The 24,771-nt window shown below is 70.7% G+C and carries 23 protein-coding genes and 2 tRNA genes; 13 read left to right on the plus strand and 12 right to left on the minus strand.

The genetic code is table 11. The features are described 5' to 3' along the window. Nucleotides 1-53 precede the first annotated feature (53 nt). Entirely contained in the window at nucleotides 54-1,151 is a 1,098-nt protein-coding gene (locus tag AC1DS4_RS00180) for a PP2C family protein-serine/threonine phosphatase (protein ID WP_477612439.1), read from the plus strand. Nucleotides 1,152-1,179: 28 nt separating this feature from the next. Here AC1DS4_RS00180 and AC1DS4_RS00185 read toward each other — a convergent pair whose 3' ends face one another. Beyond that, a complete protein-coding gene (locus AC1DS4_RS00185) occupies nucleotides 1,180-1,686 on the minus strand; it encodes a DUF4395 domain-containing protein (protein ID WP_477612440.1) in 507 nt (168 codons plus the stop codon). A gap of 99 nt (nucleotides 1,687-1,785) precedes the next feature. On the opposite strand from AC1DS4_RS00185, the gene trmB reads away from it, so the two are divergent. Next, nucleotides 1,786-2,469, plus strand: coding sequence for a tRNA (guanine(46)-N(7))-methyltransferase TrmB (trmB, locus tag AC1DS4_RS00190; RefSeq protein WP_477612441.1), 684 nt, complete (start codon nucleotides 1,786-1,788; stop codon nucleotides 2,467-2,469). Between the two features lie 94 nt (nucleotides 2,470-2,563). Here the strand turns inward: trmB and AC1DS4_RS00195 are convergent. Then, a tRNA-Gly gene (locus AC1DS4_RS00195) sits at nucleotides 2,564-2,634 on the minus strand. An 85-nt stretch (nucleotides 2,635-2,719) separates the two neighbouring features. On the opposite strand from AC1DS4_RS00195, the gene AC1DS4_RS00200 reads away from it, so the two are divergent. Continuing rightward, nucleotides 2,720-2,793, plus strand: a tRNA-Pro gene (locus AC1DS4_RS00200). A gap of 83 nt (nucleotides 2,794-2,876) precedes the next feature. On the opposite strand, the gene AC1DS4_RS00205 is transcribed toward AC1DS4_RS00200, so the two are convergent. From AC1DS4_RS00205 to AC1DS4_RS00215, 3 genes are all read right to left on the minus strand, one after another. Beyond that, nucleotides 2,877-3,851: a zinc metalloprotease gene (locus AC1DS4_RS00205; protein ID WP_477631936.1), complete on the minus strand. Its 975-nt coding sequence runs from the start codon at nucleotides 3,849-3,851 to the stop codon at nucleotides 2,877-2,879. Between the two features lie 140 nt (nucleotides 3,852-3,991). After that, entirely contained in the window at nucleotides 3,992-5,440 is a 1,449-nt protein-coding gene (locus AC1DS4_RS00210) for a dihydrolipoyl dehydrogenase family protein (protein ID WP_477612443.1), read from the minus strand. A 103-nt stretch (nucleotides 5,441-5,543) separates the two neighbouring features. Next, nucleotides 5,544-6,740 carry a S53 family peptidase gene (locus AC1DS4_RS00215; RefSeq protein WP_477631937.1) on the minus strand — a complete coding sequence of 399 codons (1,197 nt, stop codon included), beginning with the start codon at nucleotides 6,738-6,740 and terminating at the stop codon, nucleotides 5,544-5,546. A 459-nt stretch (nucleotides 6,741-7,199) separates the two neighbouring features. Here AC1DS4_RS00215 and tig point away from each other — a divergent pair, with 459 nt between their 5' ends. Both tig and AC1DS4_RS00225 read left to right on the plus strand, forming a co-directional pair. Continuing rightward, nucleotides 7,200-8,546: a trigger factor gene (tig, locus tag AC1DS4_RS00220; RefSeq protein ID WP_477612445.1), complete on the plus strand. Its 1,347-nt coding sequence runs from the start codon at nucleotides 7,200-7,202 to the stop codon at nucleotides 8,544-8,546. Nucleotides 8,547-8,663: 117 nt separating this feature from the next. After that, a complete protein-coding gene (locus tag AC1DS4_RS00225; RefSeq protein WP_477612446.1) occupies nucleotides 8,664-9,128 on the plus strand; it encodes a hypothetical protein in 465 nt (154 codons plus the stop codon). A gap of 96 nt (nucleotides 9,129-9,224) precedes the next feature. Here the strand turns inward: AC1DS4_RS00225 and AC1DS4_RS00230 are convergent, their stop codons facing one another. Then, on the minus strand, nucleotides 9,225-10,319 hold the full coding sequence (locus AC1DS4_RS00230) for a LacI family DNA-binding transcriptional regulator (RefSeq protein WP_477612447.1): 1,095 nt from the start codon (nucleotides 10,317-10,319) through the stop codon (nucleotides 9,225-9,227). A 72-nt stretch (nucleotides 10,320-10,391) separates the two neighbouring features. Between AC1DS4_RS00230 and AC1DS4_RS00235 the strand changes: the two genes are divergently transcribed. From AC1DS4_RS00235 to clpX, 5 genes are all read left to right on the plus strand, one after another. Further along, nucleotides 10,392-11,690: an MFS transporter gene (locus AC1DS4_RS00235; protein WP_477612448.1), complete on the plus strand. Its 1,299-nt coding sequence runs from the start codon at nucleotides 10,392-10,394 to the stop codon at nucleotides 11,688-11,690. A 100-nt stretch (nucleotides 11,691-11,790) separates the two neighbouring features. Beyond that, complete coding sequence (locus AC1DS4_RS00240; protein WP_477612449.1) at nucleotides 11,791-12,426, plus strand: ATP-dependent Clp protease proteolytic subunit; 636 nt, start codon at nucleotides 11,791-11,793, stop codon at nucleotides 12,424-12,426. Nucleotides 12,427-12,437: 11 nt separating this feature from the next. Then, nucleotides 12,438-13,115, plus strand: coding sequence for an ATP-dependent Clp protease proteolytic subunit (locus AC1DS4_RS00245; RefSeq protein WP_477612450.1), 678 nt, complete (start codon nucleotides 12,438-12,440; stop codon nucleotides 13,113-13,115). Nucleotides 13,116-13,240: 125 nt separating this feature from the next. Then, nucleotides 13,241-13,735, plus strand: a complete 495-nt coding sequence (locus AC1DS4_RS00250; RefSeq protein ID WP_477645973.1) for a hypothetical protein — start codon at nucleotides 13,241-13,243, stop codon at nucleotides 13,733-13,735. A 196-nt stretch (nucleotides 13,736-13,931) separates the two neighbouring features. Next, nucleotides 13,932-15,206, plus strand: a complete 1,275-nt coding sequence (gene clpX / locus AC1DS4_RS00255; RefSeq protein WP_477612452.1) for an ATP-dependent Clp protease ATP-binding subunit ClpX — start codon at nucleotides 13,932-13,934, stop codon at nucleotides 15,204-15,206. A 108-nt stretch (nucleotides 15,207-15,314) separates the two neighbouring features. Here the strand turns inward: clpX and AC1DS4_RS00260 are convergent, their stop codons facing one another. From AC1DS4_RS00260 to AC1DS4_RS00280, 5 genes are read right to left on the minus strand one after another with little or no spacing between them, the layout of a single operon-like run. Then, nucleotides 15,315-15,836, minus strand: coding sequence for a hypothetical protein (locus AC1DS4_RS00260; protein ID WP_477631938.1), 522 nt, complete (start codon nucleotides 15,834-15,836; stop codon nucleotides 15,315-15,317). Beyond that, the gene (locus AC1DS4_RS00265) at nucleotides 15,836-17,215 is read right to left on the minus strand and encodes a DUF58 domain-containing protein (protein WP_477624648.1); all 1,380 of its coding nucleotides are present in this window, start codon (nucleotides 17,213-17,215) and stop codon (nucleotides 15,836-15,838) included. The genes AC1DS4_RS00260 and AC1DS4_RS00265 overlap by 1 nt, the downstream gene beginning before the upstream one ends. Next, a complete protein-coding gene (locus AC1DS4_RS00270) occupies nucleotides 17,212-18,195 on the minus strand; it encodes an AAA family ATPase (protein ID WP_477613403.1) in 984 nt (327 codons plus the stop codon). The genes AC1DS4_RS00265 and AC1DS4_RS00270 overlap by 4 nt, the downstream gene beginning before the upstream one ends. A gap of 6 nt (nucleotides 18,196-18,201) precedes the next feature. After that, nucleotides 18,202-18,699 (minus strand): hypothetical protein, encoded by a 498-nt coding sequence (locus tag AC1DS4_RS00275; protein WP_477612455.1) that lies wholly within the window; start codon nucleotides 18,697-18,699, stop codon nucleotides 18,202-18,204. 17 nt (nucleotides 18,700-18,716) lie between these two features. Then, nucleotides 18,717-19,445 (minus strand): DUF4129 domain-containing protein, encoded by a 729-nt coding sequence (locus AC1DS4_RS00280; protein ID WP_477612456.1) that lies wholly within the window; start codon nucleotides 19,443-19,445, stop codon nucleotides 18,717-18,719. Nucleotides 19,446-19,657: 212 nt separating this feature from the next. Here AC1DS4_RS00280 and AC1DS4_RS00285 point away from each other — a divergent pair, with 212 nt between their 5' ends. From AC1DS4_RS00285 to AC1DS4_RS00295, 3 genes are all read left to right on the plus strand, one after another. After that, nucleotides 19,658-20,665: a sigma-70 family RNA polymerase sigma factor gene (locus tag AC1DS4_RS00285; protein WP_477612457.1), complete on the plus strand. Its 1,008-nt coding sequence runs from the start codon at nucleotides 19,658-19,660 to the stop codon at nucleotides 20,663-20,665. Further along, nucleotides 20,662-21,285: a TIGR03086 family metal-binding protein gene (locus AC1DS4_RS00290; protein ID WP_477612458.1), complete on the plus strand. Its 624-nt coding sequence runs from the start codon at nucleotides 20,662-20,664 to the stop codon at nucleotides 21,283-21,285. The genes AC1DS4_RS00285 and AC1DS4_RS00290 overlap by 4 nt, the downstream gene beginning before the upstream one ends. Nucleotides 21,286-21,405: 120 nt before the next feature. Beyond that, nucleotides 21,406-22,107, plus strand: coding sequence for a hypothetical protein (locus tag AC1DS4_RS00295; protein WP_477612459.1), 702 nt, complete (start codon nucleotides 21,406-21,408; stop codon nucleotides 22,105-22,107). Here the strand turns inward: AC1DS4_RS00295 and valS are convergent. After that, nucleotides 22,038-24,659 carry a valine--tRNA ligase gene (valS, locus tag AC1DS4_RS00300; RefSeq protein ID WP_477612460.1) on the minus strand — a complete coding sequence of 874 codons (2,622 nt, stop codon included), beginning with the start codon at nucleotides 24,657-24,659 and terminating at the stop codon, nucleotides 22,038-22,040. The genes AC1DS4_RS00295 and valS overlap by 70 nt on opposite strands. Between the last annotated feature and the right edge of the window lie 112 nt (nucleotides 24,660-24,771).

Consider the following 24,771-nt stretch of genomic DNA (forward strand, 5'->3'; position numbering starts at 1 on the left):
CGCCCGCAGACGTCAAGGGTGCCCCCGCACCTGCCTTGCCGAAGGATCTCACCGTGGACATCGACAGGACGGTGCTAGCTCGCCGCTCCGTGATGTCCCGCGTCCAGCGCGGCCGGGTCAGGTTCGTGCGCTGGGGGCAGGCCGTCACCGCCATCGGCATCGTCGTCGTCACCGCGGGCCTGTGCTGGGCCATGGTGCGGTGGACGAACTACGTCCCGTTCTCGACCTACGTCCCGCTGGCCGTCCTCGCCGGACTGTTCCTCACCCCGAGGGTGCTGGCTGTCGTCGACGGCGCCATCCTCATCGCAGGTGGCTACACGATCTGGGAGAGGGAGATCACCCAGCCGGCCCTGTTGGGCGCCTATGCCGTCCTGACCCTCGTCATGATCATCATGTTCTCGGTCGCCACGTCGCGGGCCAGGCTCGGCGTGCAGGGAAACCTCGGCGAGTCGATGCTGGTCGACCTTCGCGACCGCCTGCGGACCCAGGGCGAGCTCCCCGAGCTGCCCGCCGGATGGGGAGCCGAGCTGTCGGTCCTGTCGGCCTACGGCGACTCCTTCTCCGGGGACTTCCTCGTCACGAGCAGGTCCGACGACGTCCTCGAGGTCGTGCTCGTCGACGTCTCGGGCAAGGGAATCGCAGCCGGCACCCGGTCGCTGTTGCTGTCCGGCGCGTTCGGCGGCCTGCTCGGGTCGATGCCGTACGACCGGTTCCTCCCGGCGGCGAACTCCTACCTGCTGCGCCAGGACTGGGAGGAGGGGTTCGCCACCGCGGCGCACGCCATGATCAACCTGACCACCGGTGAGTTCAGCCTCGGCTCCGCCGGGCACCCGCCGGGGGTGCGGTTCTCAGCCGGCTCGGGCCGGTGGGAGGTGCTCGAGGTCGAGGAGGGTCCCGTCCTGGGCGTCACCGAAGGCCCGGCCTTTCCGCGGATCCAGGGCCACCTGGGCCGTGGTGACGCGCTGCTGCTCTACACCGACGGAGTCATCGAGGTCCGCAACCGTGACCTGCGCGACGGGATCGACCGGATGCTCGGGACCGCTGAGCGGATGATCGGCAAGGGCTTCGAAGGCATGGCGGCCAAGATGTGCGCAGCCGCCCGTGCCGGCGAGACCGACGACCGGGCTGCCGTGCTCGTCTGGAGACGCTGAACAACCAGGCGGGTCACGGCCCCGACCCTCACCCCGCCGCGGTGGCTGCCTGGCGCTGGGCGGCGCGGCGGGTGATGTCGGCGCACTCGATGCAGACCGACTCGGGAATCACACCCAGCCGCATCAACCAGCCGAACACGATGCACCCCACACACACCCCGGCAAGGGCCTCCAACGCGGGGAAGACCACCATCACGACGCCGATCAGCACCACCGGAACGCTCGTGCCGGCGAGCCACAGGATGGTGGCTGCCGAGGTGAACGCCGCGCCCACGGCCGCGGCGAACCGCTTGGGTGGTCCGGCGGTGTACCGCGGCGTGGCGGACACCCTTGGCCGGACCCAGCGGTTCACGAGGATCGCCACGGGGCTGGCCGACGGCCCCCAGCCGGTGCGGAGCACGAAGTCCACCGCGAGCACGGCATACAGCCACCACTGATGCGCGGCGAGGGCGACGACACCCAGCACGAGGACGACGGCCGCGATGAGGCGCACGGTGACGTCGTCGACGATGTTGGGGAACCGGGAGATACGCATGTAGACATTATGGGTTACATAAGTGCTGGTTATCCATCGCTGTGTCGCAGGTCAAGACGCGGCGCTGCCGCCGCGTCCCAGGCTGCCTAGGCTGGTGCAGTGGACGGTGTCGTGGAGGGTGACGTGAAGGGCGACGGACGGGTGCGTTCCTACAACGCGCGCCGGGGTCGCCTCTCGGCGCTCACCCTCGAACGCATGGCAGTCCTCGGCCCCCGTCACTCGATCGCGGCGGACGGGCCCCTGGTCGCCCAGGAGGCCTTCGGTCGGGTCGCCCCGGTCGTGCTGGAGATCGGCTGCGGCCACGGAGCAGCGGCGCTCGCCTACGCCGCCACCCACCCGGCGCACGACCTGCTCGCGGTCGACGTCTTCACCCCGGCCCTGGCACGGATGCTGGCCGAGGCGGACCGACGCGGCCTGACCAACCTGTGGATGCACCGCGGTGACGCCGTGGAGCTGCTGGCGCAGCGGGTTGGCGTCGCGTCGCTGGCCGGGATCCACGTCTTCTTCCCCGACCCGTGGCCCAAGGCCAAGCACGCCAGGAGGCGCTTCATCTCCCGCGAGACGCTGGACCTCATCGCTTCGCGGCTGGCCCCCGGTGGCAGCCTGCTCGTGGCCACCGACCACGACGGGTATGCCGCGCACGTGCGGTCGGTGTTCGCGGCGCGGGGCGGGTTCGAGGTGACCGAGGGTGAGCGACCGCCGTGGCGGCCGACCGACGGCTTCGAGGCCAAGGGGCTGGAAGCCGGACGACGAGTGAGCGAGTTCCGCGCGACCCCGCGTTGACACCCGGGACGCTGAACTGGGGAAGAGCACGACCCGTTGGCACGGGAAGGCCCTCGCGCCCCGGGGTGGATCCCGGGACACGAGGGCCTGACTGAGCGGGCGACGAGAATCGAACTCGCGTAGCTAGTTTGGAAGACTAGGGCTCTACCATTGAGCTACGCCCGCGTGGACCGGCCGCCGTCGGGGCGTCAGGTCCGAGGCGTTAGCCTAATGCCCGCGATCGTGTGGCCAGAAATCGGCTCGCCGTCGACGGGGTATGGCGCAGGTTGGTAGCGCGTCCGCTTTGGGAGCGGAAGGCCGCCGGTTCAAATCCGGCTACCCCGACAAACAGCCAAGCCTGCGCAGGCTGCTGCCGGGGGAGCCGGATCAGGGGGCCGGGTCAGGGAGCCAGGGACCCCACTGACCGATCAGCCCTTGCCGCCTCCAGCGCGGAACTGCTGCCAGGCATCGCTCATCCGGTCGGCCTGGCCCTGCGTGAACATGTTCATGCAGGAGTCCTGCGAGTAGTCCATGAAGTTGTGGATCGGGTCGACCCCCGGCGCGGCGCAGGTGTCGGCGCCCACTGGGCAGTCGAACTGCGGGATCGCCTCGGGCGCTGTGTCAGCCACCCAGTCGCCGTTCGCGGCGCATCCGTGGGCGAAGGTGTGCTCGAGCATCAGCCAGTGGCCGGACTCGTGGGTGAGGGTGTCGCCCCCGGTGTACTTCGTGTAGCCCAGTCCTGTCCCGCCAGGCATCGACTCGGCCATCATGACCACGCCGTCGATGTAGTCGCGGCCGTTGTTGTAGCCCTTGGGGAAGTACGCCCAGCCGAGCAGGCCGCCACCCTGGGTCCCGTAGACGTTCAGGGTCGTGGCGTCACCGGTGTACAGCGCCCTCTTCATGTCGCGCTCAGCACCGCTGCCGGGGACTGCCGCGTACCACGCCGGGTTGGTCGTCCAGGTCGTGTCGACCAGCCGGAAGCGGAAGGGGGTGTCGGCTGCGTCGGAGGCCGTCGCGCCGGAGTACGAGTCGTTGAGCACCTTCATCTGGGCGGCAATGAGCTTCTGCCAGCGCGCCTTCTCCGCCGCGGTGAAGGCATCCTTGTCGACCATGTGGAAGACGGTGTCGATGCGCACACTGCCGTCGGCCAGGGTGGGCAGGTCATTGAGGACTCCGTAGGCGTTGGCCTCGTTCTTGGGGTAGAGCGCGGGCTCGGCGGCGGTGGAGCCGGGCTTGACCCTCGCGCCGCTGGCTCCGGCGTCGGCTGAACCGGGCAGGCAGGCGGCGACACCGGGTGAGGTGACAGCGGCTGCGTTCACGCTGGCAGCCGTGCCACCGCCCAGGAGGGCGAGCGCGCCGGCGGCGGTCAGTACGGCCAGGCGGAACGGGGTGCGGATACGCATGGATGTTCCCTTCGACAGATGAGCCCCGTCGTGCGGTGACGTGGGGTTTTGTGGACGTTACCCGGCGAAATGTCCCGGCGGGACGTACCGATGACGGAGAATTTCCTTCGACGCGGGAGGCGAACGGTGCCGCACGACGGTCACAGGCCGTACTCCTCCAGCAGGCGCAACCAGATCTCGCTCATGGTGGGATACGAGGGCACCGCGTGCCACAGGGACGTGAGCGGCACCTTCCCGACGATCGCCACGGTGGCCGCGTGGACGAGGTCGGCGACGTCCTGCCCGACGAACGTGGCCCCGACGAGGACGCCGCCGTCCTCGTCGACCACGATCCGCGCCTGGCCCTGGTAGCCCTCCGCCTGCAGCCCCGGACCTGCGGCCGAGTCCATCGGCAGGTCCACGACCCGGACTCGTAGCCCGCGTTCCCGCGCCTGCTCCTCGGTGAGACCCACGGAGGCCACCTCCGGGTCGGTGAAGACCACCTGGGGTGACCCCACAGCCACTGCCCACGGCGTGGTCCGGGTGGGGTCGGGCTCGCGCCCGGCCGCACGGGCGCCGACGAGGTCGCCGACCGCGCGGGCCTGGTACTTCCCCATGTGTGTGAGGAGGACCTGACCGTTGACGTCGCCCACGGCATACAGCCACGGCTGGTCGCCGGGGACGCCCTCGACCTCCATCTGCTCCGTGACCTGGACGTATCCCTCGTCGTCGAGCTGGCCGCCGACCGCCTCGACGCCGAGGGACTCGGTCGCGGGGGTCCGGCCGACGGCCACGAGGAGCTCGTCGGCGATGACGCTCGTGCCACTGGACAGCTCCACGGTGATCTCGCCGGTCGGTCCGAGTCGGGAGACGGACTCCGCCTTGGTCCCGAGCCGGAGGTCGACGCCGTCACGCTCGAGGGCTTCGGCGACCGCCTGGCCCGCGAAGGCTTCGTTGCCGCCCAGCAGTCCGTCGTTGATCTCGATCATGGTCACGGTCGAACCGAGTGCGGCGTAGACCTGGGCGAGCTCGCAGGCCACCACACCCCCGCCGAGCACCGCGAGCCGCTCGGGGATGCGCCGACTCGTCGTGGCTTCCCGGTTGGTCCACGGTCTCGACTCACGAAGGCCCGGGATCGGCGGGACGGTGGGAGCCGTGCCGGTGGCCAGGATCACCGCGTGACGGGCCCGGATGGTGCGGCCGTCGACCTCCACGGTGCGCTCGGCGACCAGGCGGCCCTCACCGCGCAGGAGGGTGATGCCCACGTGGTCGAGCCAGCCGACCTGACCGCTGTCGTCGAAGGTGTCGCTGGTGCCCACCCTGTTGACCCACGAGTCCCGGCGGGCGAGCACTCCTTGCGGGTCGAGGTGGGCGCCCTCGGAGCCCTGCACCCGCTGCGAGGCCCGGGTGGCGTGGATCGGCCGCAGCAGTGCCTTGCTGGGGGAGCAGGCGTAGAAGCTGCACTCACCGCCCACGAGGTGCTTCTCGATGATCGCAACCGTCAGTCCGGCCTTGTGAGCGCGGTCGGCAGCGTTCTCGCCCACGGCGCCGGCCCCGACGACGATGACGTCCCACTCCTGCGGCGCGTCGGACACGCTCTGATCTGGCATGTCCTCAACGTAGACGGCGAGTCCGAGGAGTGCTCGGCGGCGGGATGTGGGCCCCGGCCGCGGGGGGGGGCCCCGGGGGGCCCCTCGGCGTGACTGGTCAGGGTCAGAACGCTGAGGTGCCGTTCGGGGTGCCCAGACCGGTGGGGCCGTCCCAGCCGGCCTTGGCGGTGCACCAGGAGGCGCACGTCCCGTTGGATCCCGAGGTCACGTCGAACAGGCCCGCCGGGTTGGCGTACGGCAGCGTGTTCGCAGAACCGGCGGTGTTGCCGCTCAGCGCGTAGACCGAGGCGACGATCGGCGCCGACAGGCTGGTGCCGCCGTACTGGGCCCACGAGGACGAGGTCCTCGACGTCGGGGCGTACGTGGCCAGTCCGGTCGCCGGGTCGGCCACGGCAGAGACGTCCGCGATGGCACGACCGCTGCAGCTGGTCATCGCCGAGGTCTGACCGGCCGGTGCGGCGTTGAGGGTGGTGCAGCCCGAGCCGGCTCCGTTCCACGCCGACTCCGACCACCCGCGGGCGCTGGAGTCCTTGACCAGGGAGGTCCCCCCGATGGCCGTCACGTAGTGCGAGGACGCGGGGAAGCTGCCGCCCTGGTACCCGTTGTCACCGGTCGACGCGGTCACGGCGATGCCGGGGTGGTTGTATGCCGCGCCGTACGAGCTGTCGGGAAGGTCACCTCCGCCGTAGCTGTTCGAGATGGCTGCGACGCCGGGCTGCTGGGCCGCGGTGTTCACGGCCGCCCCGAGGTCGGTGAGGCTGGCGCTGTTGGCCTGGACCAGGACGATCTTGCAGCCCGGGCAGGTCGCCGACACGGCGTCGAGGTCGAGTGCCTGCTCGCCGGCCCAGCCGACGTTGAAGCGGGGCAAGGACGTCCCGCCCGTCTGGTTGATGATGCGCAGACAGCCGTTGGCGGTGGTGCAGGCGGACAGGCCCCACTGGGCGCGGTAGACGCCGAGGTCGCGCTCCGCGTTCGGGTAGCCGTAGGCGTCGACGATCGCGACCGTCCGACCGCCGGCGGGCAGCCCGGTCACCTTGTAGGCGCTCTGGATGTCGGTGGGGGTCTTGCCCGAGATCGCATGAGGCGTGACCACCGCGCCCGCGGGGCTGACCGCCCGACCGCTGGCGTCGACCAGCTTGAGTGCGTGGCACGCCGCGACCGTGGGCGAGCTGGGGGTCGCGCACACGCGTTGGGCGTGGGCGCTGGGGGAGGGGGCTGCCGAAGCGGCGGTGACCGCGGTCGTGACGAGCCCCAGGGATGCCGAGGCCGCCAACGCGACAGAGAGGATCTGCGTACGCATACGAGGTGTCTCCTGACATGGAAGGGGGCGGCCACTACCGCCCCACGCGTCGAAAGACTCACGGCGAAGGCCTGGTCTGGCAATGGATGTTTGCGGCCAAAGCGGTTGCAGGGGAAGAAATGGGATGACGGTGGGACGGCAGTGGGATGCCGCAGGGAGATCCTTGACGCAAAGTCGTGACGGATGTCATGGGCGCCCGGGCGAGCGGTGTGGCCGCGAGCCCACGCGGCATACTCCTGAGGCTGGTGTGCCGCCGGTTCGGAGCGTGGGCGCGCAGCGGCTACGATGAGGCGTTGGCCCGGTCGCCGCCTGTCACAGCCGGCGCAGCGGGCCTTCGCATTGCCCCACCGTGAGGTGACGGGCAGTGCCCCGCACCAGGGGCACGCCCAGCACCAGCGCAGAAGCACCCACGCCCAACACGTACGCATCACGCCCCCCACGACCTTGGAGTATCCCGCAGTGAAGAGTGCCGTCGAGACCCTCAACCCGACCCGGGTCAAGCTGACCGTCGAGGTGCCGTTCGAGGAGCTCAAGCCGAGCCTCGACGCCGCCTACGCCACCATCGGCTCGCAGATCCAGGTGCCCGGATTCCGCAAGGGCAAGGTTCCCTCGCGCATCATCGACCAGCGGGTCGGTCGCGGCGCGGTCCTGCAGGAGGCCGTCAACGAGGCGCTGCCGCAGTTCTACGGCCAGGCCGTCGAGGAGAACAAGGTCCGTCCGATCGGGCAGCCCGAGGTCGACGTGACCGAGGTGCCGGCCGAGGACGGCCAGGAGCTCAAGTTCACCGTCGAGGTCGACGTGCGTCCCGAGGTGCAGCTCCCCGACGACTTCAGCGGGATCACCGTCGAGGTCGACGAGGCCAAGGCGTCCAATGAGGACGTCGAGGCCCGGCTCATCGCGCTGCAGGAGCGGTTCGGCACCCTCAAGGGTGTCGAGCGCCCCGTCGAGAACGGTGACTTCGTCTCCATCGACCTCAAGGCCACGATCGGCGAGGACGAGATCGACTCCGTGACCGGCATCTCCTACGAGGTCGGCTCGGGCAACATGCTCGACGGGCTCGACGAGGCGCTGACCGGGATGGCAGCCGAGGAGACCAAGTCCTTCACGGCGCCCCTCGCCGGTGGCGACCGCGAGGGCGAGGACGCCGACGTGGTCGTGACCGTGCAGTCGGTCAAGGTCCGCGAGCTGCCTCCGCTCGACGACGACTTCGCCCAGTTGGCGTCGGAGTTCGACACCCTCAAGGAGCTGCGCGAGGACGTCACCAAGCAGGCCGACCAGGCCGCCAGGTTCGAGCAGGGCGTCCAGGCCCGCGACAAGGTGCTCGAGCACCTCCTCGACACCATCGACATCCCGGTGCCGGACGGCGTCGTGGAGGCCGAGGTCAACCAGCACCTCGAGGGCGAGAACCGCCTCGAGGACGCCGAGCACCGTGCCGAGGTCGACGCCAACACCCGCAAGGCGCTCAAGGCCCAGTTCCTCCTCGACGCGATCGCGGAGAAGACCGAGGTCAAGGTCGAGCAGCCCGAGCTCATCGAGTACCTCGTCATGTCCGCCCAGCAGTACGGCATGGACCCGAACCAGTTCGCCCAGGCCATCGACCAGCAGGGTCAGGTGCCCGCGATGGTGGCCGAGGTCGCTCGTCGCAAGGCGCTCGCCGCCGTCCTCGAGCAGGCCACGGTCGTCGACACGGCCGGCCAGCCGGTGGACCTCAACGAGGTCACGGCCACCGACGTCGCCTCGCAGCTGTTCGAGGGTGACCACGAGGGCCACGACCACGGCGACCACGAGGGTCACGACCACGCCTGATCGAGTCAGAACGGGGTCATAACAACCCATAACGTATGCCGCTCAGCCCTTCATAGGGTGAGCGGCATACGTCATTTGGGTGACCCGCATCAGCGCCGCCGCACCGGACCATGAGGCATGGACATCAACTCCTTCCACAAGCTGCGGACCGCGGTGCAGGAGAACGCCCACCCGGCGGACCAGCTCGCGACCACCAGGCTTCGCCACGCGCTGCACGCAGCCCTCAATGCGAGCGGGTTGTTCGACGAGGTCGAGTTCGGGCACACCGAGGACCCGACCCAGCTGGTGATCGGGGTCTGCCGCTGCGCCGACGACGTGCTGCCGTGGGAGGCGGGCATGGGGGTCGAGCGGCTCTGGCTGTCCGTGGCCACCGACGTGCCGTGGGAGGCCCACACGATCGGGTGCACCGACAGCCTCATGGAGTTCGAGGGGGCGGTCACCGTGGACGACAGTGGCCACTTCATCACGGTCCACGTGGTGGCAGAGCCGTCTGCCACGACCATGGACGCCATCGTGGCCCGCCGGGCCGCCGACGAGGCAGCGGCGCCGGTCGGCGCCGAGTCAGAGCCCGCCCGCGGCTGAGCAGCCGGCGACCGAGCAGCCGGCGACCGAGCAGCCGGCGACCGAGCAGCCCGCGACCGAGCAGCCCGCGACCGAGCCGCCGGCGACCGAGCCGGCTCAGCGGGACGCAGGCGGAGCGGTCGTCGTCCCGATCCGCAGGTCGGTCGGTTGCACCGCGTCGTCGGGGCGCTGGCCGTCGAGCAGCTGACGCAACATCTCGCCCATCAGCCGACCCTTGGCGAGGCCGTGCTGGTCGATGGTGGTGAGCGTGCCCGCGAACCACGGCAGCTCGACCCCGTCGAACCCGGTCACGCTGAGGTCGCCGGGAACGCTCAGGCCGAGCTCTCCCGCGGCGCGCACGACACCCATCGCGAGCAGGTCCGACTGGGCCACGATCGCCGTGGGACGCTGCGCTGGGGGGAGGTCCAGGAGCAGCCGTGCCGCTATCGCGCCCTGCTCCACGTCGGGGATGGCAGTCTGCGCGAGGCGCGGCGTCGCGGGGGTGTCGGTGCTGTCCGCCCCGAAGACGTCCAGGAAACCGAGTGCGCGGTCCCTCGTGTCAGCGAACCCCGCCGTGGCCACGTCGTCCCACGAAGCGGGACCGGTGGGGGAGTCATGCCGCAGCGGCATCATCAGGTGCGCCACGCGCCGGTGCCCCAGGTCGGTCAGGTGACGCCCCAGCGCCGCCGTGGCGCCGCGGTTGTCCAGGGAGAGCTGGGCGACGCGTGGGTCGGCGGGAGACCCGTCCCCCAGCATGGGTATGCCGCGTGCCGCCAGGTGGTCCACCGCAGGGTTGCTGTCGGGGCCGCACAACGAGAAGACGACGGCATCGAGGGCCGTCGCGGACAGCTGGGTGATCGCGCGTTCGGGGGTGCCTGCGGGCTGGGCGATCAGGAGCATCCCAGCCGGGATCTCGTCGAGCACCTGGGAGAGGCCGTCGAGCACGCTGACGGCGAACGGGTCGCGGAACGCGTGCAGCAGCCGACCCTCGACGACCACGCCCACGACCCCGGACCGGCCCTGACGCAGCGACGACGCGAGGGGGTCCGGCCCGGCATACCCGAGCTGCTCCGCTGCGGCGAGAACGCGCGCCACCGTGCCGGGTGCCACCGGGCCCTTGCCGCTGAAGGCGAGGGAGGCTGTCGACGTCGAAACCCCGGCAGCCTGCGCGACGGCGCGCAGGGTCGGTCGAAGTTGACGGGCGCGACTCATGGGGTAGACACTATCGAATCGATTCGACCGAATCGATTCGATCGCTCCGAAACCATCCCGAAAGAGCATGCAGTGACCCAGCCGACCGCCCCCGACACCGCCCGTGGGGCCACCCCGTCGACCACCGCTTCGACCACCGCTTCGACCACCTCAACCACGGCCCGGGCCATCCAGGCCCGCAACGCCGTCTTCGTGGTCTTTGCGTTGGCCGGCATCGCCTTCGCGACCTTCGCGTCGCGGATCGCGGACAGCAAGGTCCAGCTGGGGCTCACCGCCGGTGAGCTGGGGCTGACCCTGTTCGCGGCGTCCGCAGGCTCGCTCGCGGCGCTGCCCTCGGCGGGTCGCATCGCGGGCAGGTTGGGTGCGTCCCGGACCATCCAGCTGGGCATGGTCTTCGGTTTTGCCGGTCTGGTCGTGATCGCCGCAGCCGTCGACCTGTTCGAGTCGCGCTGGGTCATGGCCGTCGGCCTCTACCTGCTCGGCATGGGCGTCGGGGTCTGGGACGTCGCGATGAACCTCGAGGGTGCGGCGGTCGAACGGCTGCTCGGCAGGACCGTCATGCCGCACTTCCATGCCGCGTTCTCCGGGGGCACCGTCCTGAGTGCACTGGTCGGCGCAGGGATGTCGTGGGGCCATGTCCCCCTGCTCGTGCACTTCGTCGGCGCCATCGCCCTGTCCGCGGTTCTCGGGATCTGGGCCCTGCGTTCCTTCCTGCCCCGCGAGGCCGAGGTCTCGGACCCGGACCAGTCGACGGACGCATCGCCTGCCAAGGCCCGGCCCCGTTCGGCGTGGCTCGAGCCGCGCACCCTGATGATCGGTCTCGTGGTCCTGGCGGCTGCGTTCACCGAAGGCACCGCCAACGACTGGATCTCGGTCGCCTTCGTCGAGGGTCACGGCGTCCCGGCCTGGGCGGGCGTGCTCGCCTTCGCCTCGTTCCTGGCCTTCATGACCCTCGGCCGGCTGGTCGGGACGCGGTTGCTCGACACCTACGGTCGCGTCCCGGTGCTGCGCGTCACCTTCGCCCTGGCTGCGGTCGGTTCACTCATGGTGATCTTCGGGCCGGCCTGGATGGCCTACGCCGGTACCGCCGTGTGGGGCGTCGGCGCGTCGCTGGGCTTCCCCGTGGGGATGAGCGCCTCGGCGGACGACCCCGCCCGCGCCGCTGCCCGCATGTCGGTTGTCGCGACGATCGGCTACACCGCCTTCATCGCCGGACCGCCCATGCTCGGCTTCCTCGGCGACCACTTCACGGTGCTCCGCGCCCTGATCGCCGTCACGGGCATGGTCGCGCTCGCCATGCTCGTCATCCCGGCCACCCGCGAGCTGGCGCGCGTCCGCGCGTCCGAGCCGGTGAGCCCTCCCTCAGCTTGAGTGCTGTGCGCTCAGGGCGAACATGGAGCGGATCGGGGACTTCTGCCCACCACGACCGCGTTAGGGTCACTGACAGGCAAGGACCTCAAGTGATGGAGACATGGTGAACGAGATTGTCGCCGCGGGCGAGGGCCCGCAGGGTGGTCTGGACGACCACATCTACAACCGTCTGCTCAAGGAGCGGATCATCTTCCTCGGCTCCGACGTGCGCGACGACAACGCGAACGCGATCTGCGCGCAGCTGCTGCTGCTCGCAGCGGAGGACCCGGGCAAGGACATCTGGCTCTACATCAACAGCCCCGGCGGCTCCATCTCCGCGGGCATGGCGATCTACGACACGATGAAGTGGATCCCCAACGACGTGGCCACGGTCGCGATGGGCATGGCCGCCTCGATGGGGCAGTTCCTGCTCTCCGCCGGCACCCACGGCAAGCGCTACGCCACGCCGCACGCCCGCGTGATGATGCACCAGCCGTCCGGTGGCATCGGGGGCACCGCCTCCGACATCAAGATCCAGGCCGAGCAGATGCTCTACGTCAAGCGCCAGATGGCCGAGCTGATCGCCGAGCACACCGGTCAGACCAAGGAACAGATCGAGAAGGACTCCGACCGCGACCGCTGGTTCAGCGCCGAGGAGGCCAAGGAGTACGGCTTCGTCGACCACGTGTTCAGCAGTGCCGCCCAGGCCGGTGGCCGTGGCGGCAGCGACGACAACCCGGTCACCCGGGACAAGTGAGGGATCGACACATGAACGCCAACATCAACCCCTCCATGCACGGCGGACGCCAGGGCGGTCTGCAGGTGCCCGGACCGTCGAGCCGCTACATCCTGCCGTCCTTCGAGGAGCGCACCTCCTACGGCATGAAGCGGCTGGACCCCTACACCAAGCTCTTCGAGGACCGCATCATCTTCCTCGGCGTGCAGGTCGACGACGCGTCCGCGGACGACGTCATCGCCCAGCTGATCGTCCTGGAGTCCCAGGACCCCGACCGCGACATCCTGATGTACATCAACAGCCCCGGTGGCTCGTTCACCGCGATGGCCGCGATCTACGACACGATGCAGTACATCCGTCCCGACGTGCAGACGTTCGTCATCGGACAGGCCGCCTCGGCCGCCGCGGTGCTCCTGTCGGCCGGCGCCAAGGGCAAGCGGTTCGCCCTGCCCAACGCGCGGATCCTCATCCACCAGCCGGCCCTCGAGGGCGGCATGGGTGGCCAGGCCTCCGACATCGAGATCCAGGCCAACGAGGTGCTCCGCATGCGCACCTGGCTCGAGGAGACGTGGGCCAAGCACTCCGGGCGCACGGTGGAGCAGGTCCGCAACGACATCGAGCGCGACAAGATCCTGTCTGCCGAGGAAGCCAAGGAGTACGGCCTCATCGACGAGGTCCTCGCGTCCCGCAAGGGCACCCTCGAGGGCTGACCCTCACCGGGGGCCTTCGTCCCCGACCGCGCACCATCCGGTATGGCCCCCCCGCCGCCCTGCTGGTGCTGCCGTCGGCTCCCGCGTGGGCGTGCTCGTGCGCCTCCGCGACACCGGTGCAGTGGGTGGATCGGTCCGACGTCGTGCTGCGGGGCACCCTCGAGGACGTGGACAAGCCGTCGGGGCCGGCAGTGCTGCAGCCGAGCGATCCCAGCGTGACGTACCGGTTCGCCGTCTCGGAGGTGTTTCGCGGTGAGGCCATGGAGACGACCTACGTGAGCTCCAGTGCCTCTGGGGCGTCGTGCGGACTGGAGGGCCTGCAGCCGGGGCGTGAGTACGTGGTCTTCGCCCAGACCCGCGGCGACACGCTCTGGGCCGGCCTGTGCGGCGGAACAGCCAGGGCGGCCAGCGGGCTGGTCGCGGACGTGCGGGAGGTCACCGGCCCGGGCCACGAAGCCGTGCGACCCGGTCTCGTCGACGAGGCAGCGCGGCCCCCTGGCGCCGTCTCGGCAGCCCCCGAGGGTGCCTGGCTGGTGCCCCTGGTCGGCGGTGGCGTGCTCGCCCTGGTGCTCGTCGGTGCGCTGGTCGTGGTGCTGCGCCGGGGTCGCCGACGCGCCTGAGAGGGCGGCCGATCGGCCTGGCGGCGCCTTGTCCGCCCTCAGCGGACAAGGGCGACGAACACCCGACTCGGCGGTTTCAATGGAGCGAAGGCGGTACTTCGCGCTGTAGCGTCGGAGCGTTGCCCGTCCGAAGGGGAGGGGTGCACCGTCAGGCACATTCGTCAGACAGCTCGTCAGACAGACCGGAGGACTTCGCGTGGCACGCATGGGAGAAAGCGGCGACCTGTTGAAGTGCTCGTTCTGCGGCAAGAGCCAGAAGCAGGTCAAGAAGCTCATCGCCGGTCCGGGCGTCTACATCTGCGACGAGTGCATCGACCTGTGCAACGAGATCATCGAGGAGGAGCTCGCCGAGTCCTCCGAGCTGGGCCTCGACGAGCTGCCCAAGCCGCGCGAGATCTTCGAGTTCCTCGAGAACTACGTGGTCGGCCAGGACGTGGCCAAGCGGTCCCTGGCTGTCGCGGTCTACAACCACTACAAGCGGATCCAGGCTGGCGAGGCGGGCGGCAAGAAGGACGCCGAGTCGGTCGACATCGCCAAGTCCAACATCCTGCTCATCGGCCCCACGGGGTGTGGCAAGACCTACCTCGCGCAGACGCTGGCCAAGATGCTCAACGTCCCGTTCGCCATCGCGGACGCGACCGCCCTGACCGAGGCCGGCTATGTCGGCGAGGACGTCGAGAACATCCTCCTCAAGCTCATCCAGGCCGCGGACTACGACGTCAAGAAGGCCGAGACGGGCATCATCTACATCGACGAGGTCGACAAGATCGCCCGCAAGAGCGAGAACCCGTCCATCACCCGCGACGTCTCCGGCGAGGGCGTGCAGCAGGCCCTCCTGAAGATCCTCGAGGGCACGACTGCGTCGGTCCCGCCGCAGGGCGGTCGCAAGCACCCCCACCAGGAGTTCATCCAGATCGACACGACCAACGTGCTGTTCATCGTGGGTGGCGCGTTCGCCGGTCTCGAGAAGCTCATCGAGTCGCGCAACGGCAAGAAGGGTCTGGGCTTCGGCTCCGAGCTGCACAACCCCAAGGACCTGGCCGACTCGATCCACGAGGTGATGCCCGAGGACCTGATGAAGTTCGGGCTCATCCCCGAGTTCATCGGCCGCCTCCCGGTCATCACCACGGTCAGTCCGCTGGACCAGGAGTCGCTCGTGACGATCCTGTCCAAGCCGCGCAACGCGCTGGTCAAGCAGTACAAGAAGATGTTCGAGATCGACAACGTCGAGCTCGAGTTCACCGACGACGCCCTCGAGGCCATCGCCGATCAGGCCCTCAAGCGCGGCACTGGTGCCCGCGGCCTGCGCGCGATCATGGAGGAGGTGCTCATGCCGGTGATGTTCGACGTCCCGAGCGACGAGGGCATCTCCCGCGTCGTCGTCAGCCGCGAGGTCGTCCTCGACAACGTGCTGCCGACGATCGTTCGGCGCGACGAGGAACCCAAGCGCACCCGCAAGCGCTCCGCCTGACACCCTGGCCGCGGCGTCGCCCGACGACGTGATGCTCGCCGGTGGTCACCAACCGCCCGTTCGGGGGGTCTGGTGACGTGCAGGTGGCAACAGGTCGGGTGAGACCGGTCAGTGGTGGGGGCTGTCGTCGCGGCTCAGCAGCCAGACGCTGAAGGTGAGCAGCGCCACGGCTGCGATCGCGGCATACGTGAGCGACACCTCGCCCTTCACCCCCTGCTGGCCGGACAGCATCGCCACCGCCCAGAAGGGGACCGTCGCGGCCGCGACCACGGCGCCGCGACGGGTCCACCGCCGCAGGCTGAGCCGCGGGACGGGCACGGCCCCCGGCAGGCTGGCGGCGAGGCTCGCGGTGAGGTGCAGGACCAGGCCCGCCCAGGCCGCGGCGAGAAGGGTCGCCCAGGCAGTCGTGCTGCCCGGGACGGGTACGGCGGCGAGCCAGTGCAGGGCGTGGCCACCGAGCAGGACCGTCACGAGCCCGGAGTCCGGCTCGACCGCCGCGTAGACGGTGAGCGCGACGAGGACCACCGCGGCCACGATGATCGGGTGCGGCGAGGCCGCCAGGGTCAGCCCGAGGAGGGCCAGCGAGGCGCTGACGAGCACCCCACGGAGCACGAGCTGGGAACGCGACATCAGCGACTCACCACCCGGGGCGCCCGGGAGCGGCGGCCGAGGTCGCGCAGCACGAGGTCGAGGGTCCCGGGGCCTGCCCAGGGGACGATCGGCACACCGGTCTGACGGGCCCGGCTCATCTCGTGGCTGCGTTCGAGGAGGCGAAGCCGCCACGCCAGCCGGGTCTCGGTGGGCTGGTCGGCGGCGGCTGGGGACAGCTGGGCCAGCGAGGCCTCGGGGATGTCCGGTCGGGCGAGGTCGGCCGGCAGAGTGTCGACGGTGACCACCGAGATCCCACGCCGCGACAGAGAGACGGCGTGGGCCAGGATCGCGGGGGAGATGGCGGGGGTGAGGATGACCGCGAGGGTCCCGGCCGACACGTGGTGGCGAAGCTGCGAGCGCAACCTCTTCTCGTCGCTCACCGTGCTGTCGGCGACCCGGACCCAGGCAAGGACGTCGAGCAGGCGGCGCAGGTGGTGGCTCCCGGCGGCAGCCTTGACGTGCGGCAGGTCCTTGGCGCCCAGCACGAGCAGCCCGACCCGGTCCCCGGTCCGCAGGTAGTGCTCGGCGATGGCCCCGGCTGCGCGAACGGCGTTGTCCAGGCTGCTGCTCGACCCGCCGACTCCTTCGCTGCGGCCGATGTCGTTCATGGCGTCGACGAGCAGCAGGATCTCGCTGTCCTGGTCGGCGTGGGTCGCGGTGACGTGCAGCTCCCCGGTGCGCACCGACACCGGCCAGTGCACGCGGCGCAGCCGGTCCCCGAAGCGGAACGGGCGGATCTGGTCGAGCTCGCCGCCGTCACCCGGGTGGTGCGAGCGGTTCTGCCCGACGAGGCCATCAGGCCGTGGGACGGGCACGCGGGCCGTGAACGTGTCGGGCAGTGGCACCGTCGGGATCGCCGGGAGGGAGACGGCCTCGGGCTCCCACCGGAAGGCGCCGAACGCCCCGCTCACGGCCACGGTCGCCGGTCCCAGCGGACGATGGCCCCAGCGAGTGCTCTGGCAGACGACTTCGAGGGACTTCGGTGCAGCGGTGTCGGCGCCGAACGCCGTTGCAGCGGCACGGAATCCGGGGCTGAACGTCGTGTGGGGCGTCGGCAGCAGGACCAGGCCTGCCTCCTCGACGCCGGGGCCGGGCGCGATGGTGGCGACCCACTTGGTGGCCTGGCCCTCGCGCAGCAACGGATGGGCCACGGCCGCGTGCGCTGCGGGCGACCCCGCCGGTCGGACCGCGGTCGCCCACAGCCCCACGAGGAGCAACGGGGTCCCGAGCACGAGGGCGTCGGGGCGGCGCAGCACGACGCCCGCGCCGACGAGCAGCAGCCCGAGGAACAGGGCCCGGATGTGTGCCGACGTCACCCGCCAGCGCGCTTCCAGCCGGCGTCCGGGTACCGCCGTCACGGACGCTCGAAACCGGTCCGCGGGCCGGCTGCGGTGGCGGTGGGCGTGGGCACCGAGGTGAGCACGCTGTCGACGACGCTGGCGGCGGACACGTCGTTCATCCACAGCTCGGGGCGCACGGTGACGCGGTGGTCGAGGCAGGCGTGGGCCACGGCTTTGACGTCCTCGGGGGTGACGTAGTCGCGGCCGCGCAGCACGGCATACGCCCGGGAGGTCAGGAGCAGCGCGAGCGAGGCGCGCGGGGAGGCGCCCATGAGGAGGTTCTGGTGGGTGCGCGTGGCGGCGACCAGCCGCACGCAGTACTGACCGACGCCCTCGTCGACGGTGACCGTCTCGACCGCCTGCTGCATCTCGATCAGCCCGGGCCCGTCGGTGACGGCGCCGACTTCCTGCGCCTCCTGCTGGCGCGCCATCCGTCGCTGCAGCACCTCCCACTCGTCGGCCGCGTTGGGGTAGCCGAAGCTCACCCTCAACAGGAACCGGTCGAGCTGCGCCTCCGGCAGCGGATAGGTGCCTTCGTACTCGACGGGGTTCGCCGTGGCGAGCACGTGGAACGGCTTCGGGAGCGCGAACGTCTCGCCCTCGACCGTCACCTGCCCCTCCTGCATGGCCTCGAGCAGGGCCGACTGGGTCTTCGGCGGCGTGCGGTTGATCTCGTCGGCGAGGAGCAGCCCGGTGAACAGGGGTCCCTTGCGGAAGGAGAAGTCGTGGGTGCGCTGGTCATAGAGGAACGACCCGGTCAGGTCGCTGGGGAGCAGGTCCGGGGTGAACTGGGCGCGTGCGAAGTCCAGTCCCAGTGCCTGCGCGAAGGACCTCGCCGCGAGGGTCTTGCCCAGCCCGGGGAAGTCCTCCATGAGCACGTGACCACCGGCCAGGATGCCGGACAGGACGATCTCCAGGCTCTGCCGCTTGCCGACGACAGCGCGTTCGACCTCGGCGAGGATGGCGGTCGCGCGGGACGCGACCTGGTCGAGGGTCAGGGTCACTTAGAGCTCCTCCAGAGTGGTGATGAACGCCGCGAGCTGGGCGGCGGTGACGCGAGTGGTCGGGCTCCCGGCGAGGTATGCCGTGAGCTGGGGTCCCAGCGCGACGGTGGCGTCGGCGGTGGTGTCGTCAGGCGTCGTGCCCTGGGCGAAGGTCAGGCCGCGGCGGTCCCGCAGTCTTTCCACGGCGAGGCCGCTCAGGGCGGCATGGAGCCGGGCGGCGGAGGCCGAGTCGCCCGAACCGGCTTCACGGATGTCGACAGCCAGGCGGCTGATCCGCGAGTCGGCGCCGCGGGGCGGAGCTGACTCCGTGAACGTGTTGTCCCAGTCCGTCGACTGCCGGGACTGCCACAGCCACTGGGCGAGCACGGCGAGGGCCGCGAGCATGGCCAGCGCGGCAAGGAGCATCCCCGCGTTGCCGAGGACGGGGACCGACACCGCGAGGGCGCCCACGGCCACAGAGACGCCGAGGACCACGAGAATCAGCTGGGCAGGTGCCAAGCCGGAGAGGCGGCGGATCACCGTGCGGCCGCCCCGGCCCGGCCAGCCCTGGCCTGCGCGAGCTGGGCGACGGTCCGCTGGAGCTCGGCCTGCACCTGCACGAGGGCCACGCGCGCCGTCGTGCGCTGCTCCTCGGTGATCGGGTGACGGGAGAACCGAGCCTCGCGGTAGAGCGCGGCCAGGGTGTCCAACGGTGCCCGGTCGACCCGGTACGAGCGCAGCACCGTGCTCACGAGCTCGGCCGACGTGCGCGAGTCGTCGTCCCTCACGCCGGCGCTGCGGACGGCGTCCTCGAGCGACACCCAGGCGGCGATCACGGCGTTGGCGGGGGTGCCCCGGGCGAGGAGCTCCACGCCCTCGCGGGCGCCCTCGAGCAGGACCTCGGGGAGGACGTCGACCGTGCCCTGCGGAGCGGCGGCATCGGCGCGCGTCGCCCAGCGGTCGCGCAGCGCCCGTCCGATGGCCACCAGCACCACGATCACGACCACCGCGAGCACCAGCTTCATCGCGAAGCCGACCAGGCTGACCAGCAAGGGGTCGCTCGTCCGGACCGGTGCGGCCTTCAGGCCCTGGTTGGTGGCCGAGGCGATGGGGCCGGGTCCGTACTCCTCGCCCGGAGCCTTGGAGTCGGGGCCGGAGAAATCCTGCCGCGCGAAGACTCCGACCGGTCCGGCCGCGGACACCCAGGCGGCGAGCAACAGCGTTGCCAGCGTCCCCACGCCCAGGCCCAGTCCACGTCGCGTCACGGTCATCGACCTTAGGGATCTGGGCCCGCTGTGGCGAGCGAATCGCCCCAATCCGTGCACAGTTCGTTACGCAGCGATGAGTTCTGCACTCCCGCAGGGTCTGTCCTCATGTGGCACCGGTGTGCCTAGGCTGGACCAGCTGGTCGGAGGACTGCTGGCTGGGCGGACCAGCTCCTCGGAGGGCTGTGGACGGGACGACGAAAGGGGACCTGATGACCGAGGTGCGCGAGCGGCCTGACGTGGAGGACTTCCCCGAGGCCACCGACGGCTTCAGGCGAGAGCTGACGGCCCACTGCTACCGCATGACGGGGTCGATCCACGACGCAGAGGACCTCGTCCAGGAGACCTACCTGCGGGCGTGGCGGGCCTATGCCGCGTTCGAGGGGCGCTCGTCCGTGCGGACGTGGCTCTACCGCATCGCCACCAACGTCTGCCTCACCGCCCTCGAGGGCAAGGACCGCCGGCCGCTCCCCGCTGGGCTGGGGACGCCGTCGAGCAGTGCCGGCGACCAGCTGGTGGAGTCCACCGAGGTGTCCTGGCTGGAGCCAGCCCCGGACCCCCTGGTAGCGGGGGAGACGTCCGACCCGGCCGCCATCGTCGCGCAGCGCGAGAGCATCCGGTTGGCCTTCGTCGCGGCCCTCCAGCACCTGCCGGCCCGCCAGCGCGCCGTTCTCATCCTGCGCGACGTCCTGCGCTGGAAGGCCTCGGAAGTCGCCGAGGCGCTCGAGACGAGTGAGGCCGCGGTCAACAGTGCGCTGCAGCGCGCCCACGCCCAGCTCGCAAAGGCTCGCGTCACGCAGGACGACGTGCAGCCCGAGCTCGACCCGCAACAGCAGGAGATGTTGGACCGCTACGTGAAGGCGTTCTGGGACAAGGACATCACCGCCATCGTCGGGATGCTCACCCGCGACGCAGTGTGGGAGATGCCGCCGTTCACGGGCTGGTACCTCGGGGCAGAGAACATCGGCCGGCTCATCGACACGCAGTGCCCCGGTGGTGAGCACGACATGCCCATGGTCGCGACGAGCGCCAACGGCCAGCCGGCGTTCGGTCTCTACATGCGTCAGCGCGACGGGTCGTTCGCCCCGTTCCACCTCCAGGTGCTCACGCTCGACCGCACAGGCAAGGTCAGTCACGTCGCGGCGTTCTTCGACGCGGCGCTGTTCGACACGTTCGGGTTGCCCGCCTCGCTATCGGCCGGCTACACCGGTCCCTCGTGAGGCCGCAGGTGCCCGCCGCGACCGGTCACAGCCGGCCGCCCAGCGCAGTGGAGCTGCTCGAACGGGCCATCGCGTACACCCGTGCCAGCCTGGTCCTGGTGACCGAAGCCGACCTCGACCGCGCGACGCCCTGTCACGGGTGGTTGCTGCGAGACCTGCTCGGCCACATGGACGACTCGCTCGAGGCGATGGCAGCCGCGGCCCAGGCCACCTCGCTCAGCCTGGTGCCCTCCGTGCCACCGACCGAGGGCGCCGACCTCCTCGACAGCATCTGCATCCGGGCTCGGGGACTGCTCGGCCACTGGCAGCCGGTGCGTGGCGGCGCGGCGGACGCCGACATCGACGTGGCCGAGCTCAGCCTGCCCCGTGAGCTGCTCGGGGCGGTCGGCGCCCTCGAGATCGCCCTCCACGGATGGGACGTCGCCGAAGCGATCGCCCAGCCCAGGGCCATCCCCCCGGAGCTCGCCATGGACCTGTGGCCGGTGGCTCGCGACCACATCACGGCCGCCGACCGCCCTTTCCGCTTCGGTTCGCCGGTCGAGGTGTCGGACTGGGCGACGCCCGCGACGCGCCTGCTGGCCCACGCTGGCCGGTCCGCGCGGTGGTGCACACCGGTCTGAGCCTCGCCCCCGCCGGCACCTCGCCGGCAGCCCGCCGGCAGCCCGCCGGCGCCCGTGCTGGCGCCCCTGCCGCGAGCCGGACCGGTAGAAGTTTGCGGCCCCACCCGCGAGGATGGGGCCATGTCCTCGGGGTTCCGGTTGCGCAGCGGTGACATCGGCCCCATCCAGCAGAGTCCGGTGACCTGTGGGTCGGCCTGCCTCACCGTCGCCCGGATGCTCGTCAACCCGGCCTTCGCACGCTGGATCACCACGGGTGAGGGCCCGCGCGGTGACGCACCCGCGGGAGCGACCGAACAGGAGCGGTTCGCGGCATACGAGCGCGTCGTCATGCGGCGCACCAACCGCCTGTATGCCGGGGGACGACGACTCAACCTGCCGTGGCCGCGCGCACTGGGCACGCCACCCTGGGGCGCCCGCAAGGAGCTCGAGTTCGGTGCCTCCCGCCGGGGCACGGACTACGAGCTGCGACCGGTGCGGCAGCTCACGCGGGGGGGACTCCGGGAGGCCCATGCCCGGCTGGTCGAGGTCGTGGCCGACGGCGAGCCCGCTCTGCTCTACATCGGCAACGGCCTGCTGCCGCGACACGTCACCCTCGTCCTGCCGGGTGACGGTGACCGCGTCCTGGATGTCTACGACCCGGCGACCGGTCAGGTGACCCTGCTCGACGAGGGACGCTTCGCCAGCCGTGAGCTGCGGATCGCGGGCTGGGATGTTCCGTGGATCACGGTGCAGCCCAACGGAACTCGTCGAGCTCAGGCCTTCGGCTTCTCCACCGGGATCAGTTCGGCGTCGCGCACCTCGGGCATCTCCGCCTCCGCGTAGTCGACAGTGCCGGTGATTCGGCCCGCCGCGCGCAGGTCGGCCTCGGCAAGCCGCACCCGCTCCGCCCACTCGGCAGAGCCGGCCAGCACGATCGAGGCCACCTCGGCACGCATGCCGACCTTGGCCTCCGACTTGGCCTTGCGCACGCCCGCCAGGGCCTCGCCCACGGCCGTCAGGACGTCCGTGTCGCCGCCGGCTCCCGCCGCCGTGTCCGCGGTCGTCGGCCAAGGGGCACGGTGGACCGAGCCCTCGTGCCACCACGACCACACCTCTTCGGTCACGTAGGGCAGCATCGGCGCGAAGAGGCGCAGCAGCACGTCGAGGGCGATGCGCAGGGCGGCCCTGGCTGACGCGGCCTCGGCCTCGCCCTGGCCGCCGTATGCGCGGTCCTTGACCAGCTCGAGGTAGTCGTCGCAGAAGGTCCAGAAGAACGTCTCGCTCACCTCGAGCGAGCGCGTGTGGTCCCAGCCCTCGAACCCTGCGGTCGCCTTCGAGACGACGTCACCGAGCTGGGCGAGCATGGCGCGGTCGAGCGGGTTGGTGACGGCCGTCTCAAGCTCCCCGTCAACCTCCCCGAAGGAGAGGGCGAACTTCGTGGCGTTGAGGATCTTGATCGCCAGGCGACGACCGACCTTCATCTGCCCGGTGTCGTAGGCCGCGTCGGCGCCCAGGCGCCCACTCGCCGCCCAGTAGCGCACGGCGTCGGCGCTGTGCTCCTTCACGACGTCCTCTGGGGTGACGACGTTGCCCTTGGACTTGCTCATCTTCTTGCGGTCGGGGTCGAGGATCCACCCTGACAGGGCGGCGTTGCGCCACGGGACCGAGCCGAACTCGAAGTGCGACCGGACGACGGTCGAGAACAGCCAGGTCCGGATGATGTCGTGCCCCTGGGGGCGGACGTCCATCGGGAACACGCCCGCGAACAGCTCGGGGTCGTCGCGCCAGCGACCGGCGATCTGCGGAGTCAGCGACGACGTCGCCCACGTGTCCATGATGTCGGGATCGCCGACGAAGCCGCCGGCCTGACCGCGCTGTGACTCGTCGTAGCCTTCGGGAGCCTGGGCCGCGGGATCCACCGGCAGCTGGTCCTCCGCCGGCACGAGCTGCTTGTCGAAGACCGGCTCGCCGTTGTCGTCGAGCGGGTACCAGACCGGGATCGGCACACCGAAGAATCGCTGGCGCGAGATCAGCCAGTCGCCGTTCAGGCCGCTCACCCAGTTCTCGTATCGGGCCTGCATGAACGCCGGGTGGAACGAGACCTGGCGACCGCGCTCGATCATCTCGGCGTTGAGCTCCGCGTCGCGCCCGCCGTTGCGGATGTACCACTGCCGGGACGTGACGATCTCGAGCGGCTTCTCGCCGCGCTCGTAGAAGTTGGCCTTGCGCTGGGTGGGCTTCGGCTCCCCATCGAGGTCACCGGACTCGCGCAGGGCAGCCACGATCGCCTCGCGTGCGCTGAAGGTGGTCTTCGTCGCGACGTGCTCGGAGAACAGCTGCTCGCCCGGACCGCCGACCAGCCACTCCGGCACCTCGGCCTGGATCCGGCCCGAGCGGGTGATGACGGACCTCGTCGGCAGCTGCAGCTCACGCCACCACAGCACGTCGGTGAGGTCGCCGAACGTGCAGCACATCGCGATGCCGGCGCCCTTGTCGGGCTCGGCGCCCGGGTGGGCGACCACGGGGATCTCGACCCCGAACAGCGGTGAGCGGACCGTCGAGCCGAACAGGCCGGCATACCGCTCGTCGTCGGGGTGGGCGATCAGGGCCACGGCGGACGGGATCAGCTCGGGCCGGGTCGTCTCGATGTAGATCGGACCGTCCTCGCCGTGGAAGGCGACGCGGTGGTAGGCGCCGGGATAGTCACGCGCCTCCAGCTCGGCCTGGGCGACTGCGGTCTGGAAGGTGACGTCCCACAGCCCTGGCGCCTCGGACTGGTATGCCTCGCCGCGCGCGAGGTTGCGCAGGAACGCCTGCTGCGCAGTGGCTCGCGAGTGGTCGTCGATGGTGCGGTAGCTGATGTCCCAGTCGAGGCTGAAGCCCATCCTCCGGAACAGCGACTCGAAGGCCTTCTCGTCCTCGACCGTCAGCTCGTCGCAGAGCTCGATGAAGTTCTGCCGCGAGATCGGCAGGGTGTCGGCTGCCTTGAGGCTCTTGGCGTCACCGCGGTGCGGCGGCTCGAAGTCCGGGGCGTAGGGCAGCGAGGCGTCGCCGCGCACGCCGTAGTAGTTCTGCACTCGCTTCTCGGTGGGCAGCCCGTTGTCGTCCCAGCCGATCGGGTAGAACACCTCGAGGCCCTGCATCCGCTTGTAGCGCGCCATGCAGTCGGTGTGGGTGTAGGAGAACACGTGCCCCATGTGCAGGCTGCCGCTCGCGGTCGGGGGCGGGGTGTCGATCGAGAAGACCGCCTCGCGACCCTTCCCGAGTGCTGCAACCCGGTCGAACGCGTAGGTGCCCTGGTCCCGCCATACCTGCGCCCACTTGTCCTCGAGCCCGTCGATCGAGGGCTTGTCGGGGATCGTGGCGGCGCCGGACGTGGTGGGTGCATCGGTCATGGCGTGAATCTTCCCATCCCCCCGCGCTGGGTGACGAACTGGTTGCGGGTATGCCGCGTCCGGGCCCGCGTCAGGGCCCACGTCCGCCTGCCCGGCCCGCTTCGCGCGCCCT

The organism is Pedococcus sp. P3_C7 (genome assembly GCF_056402615.1).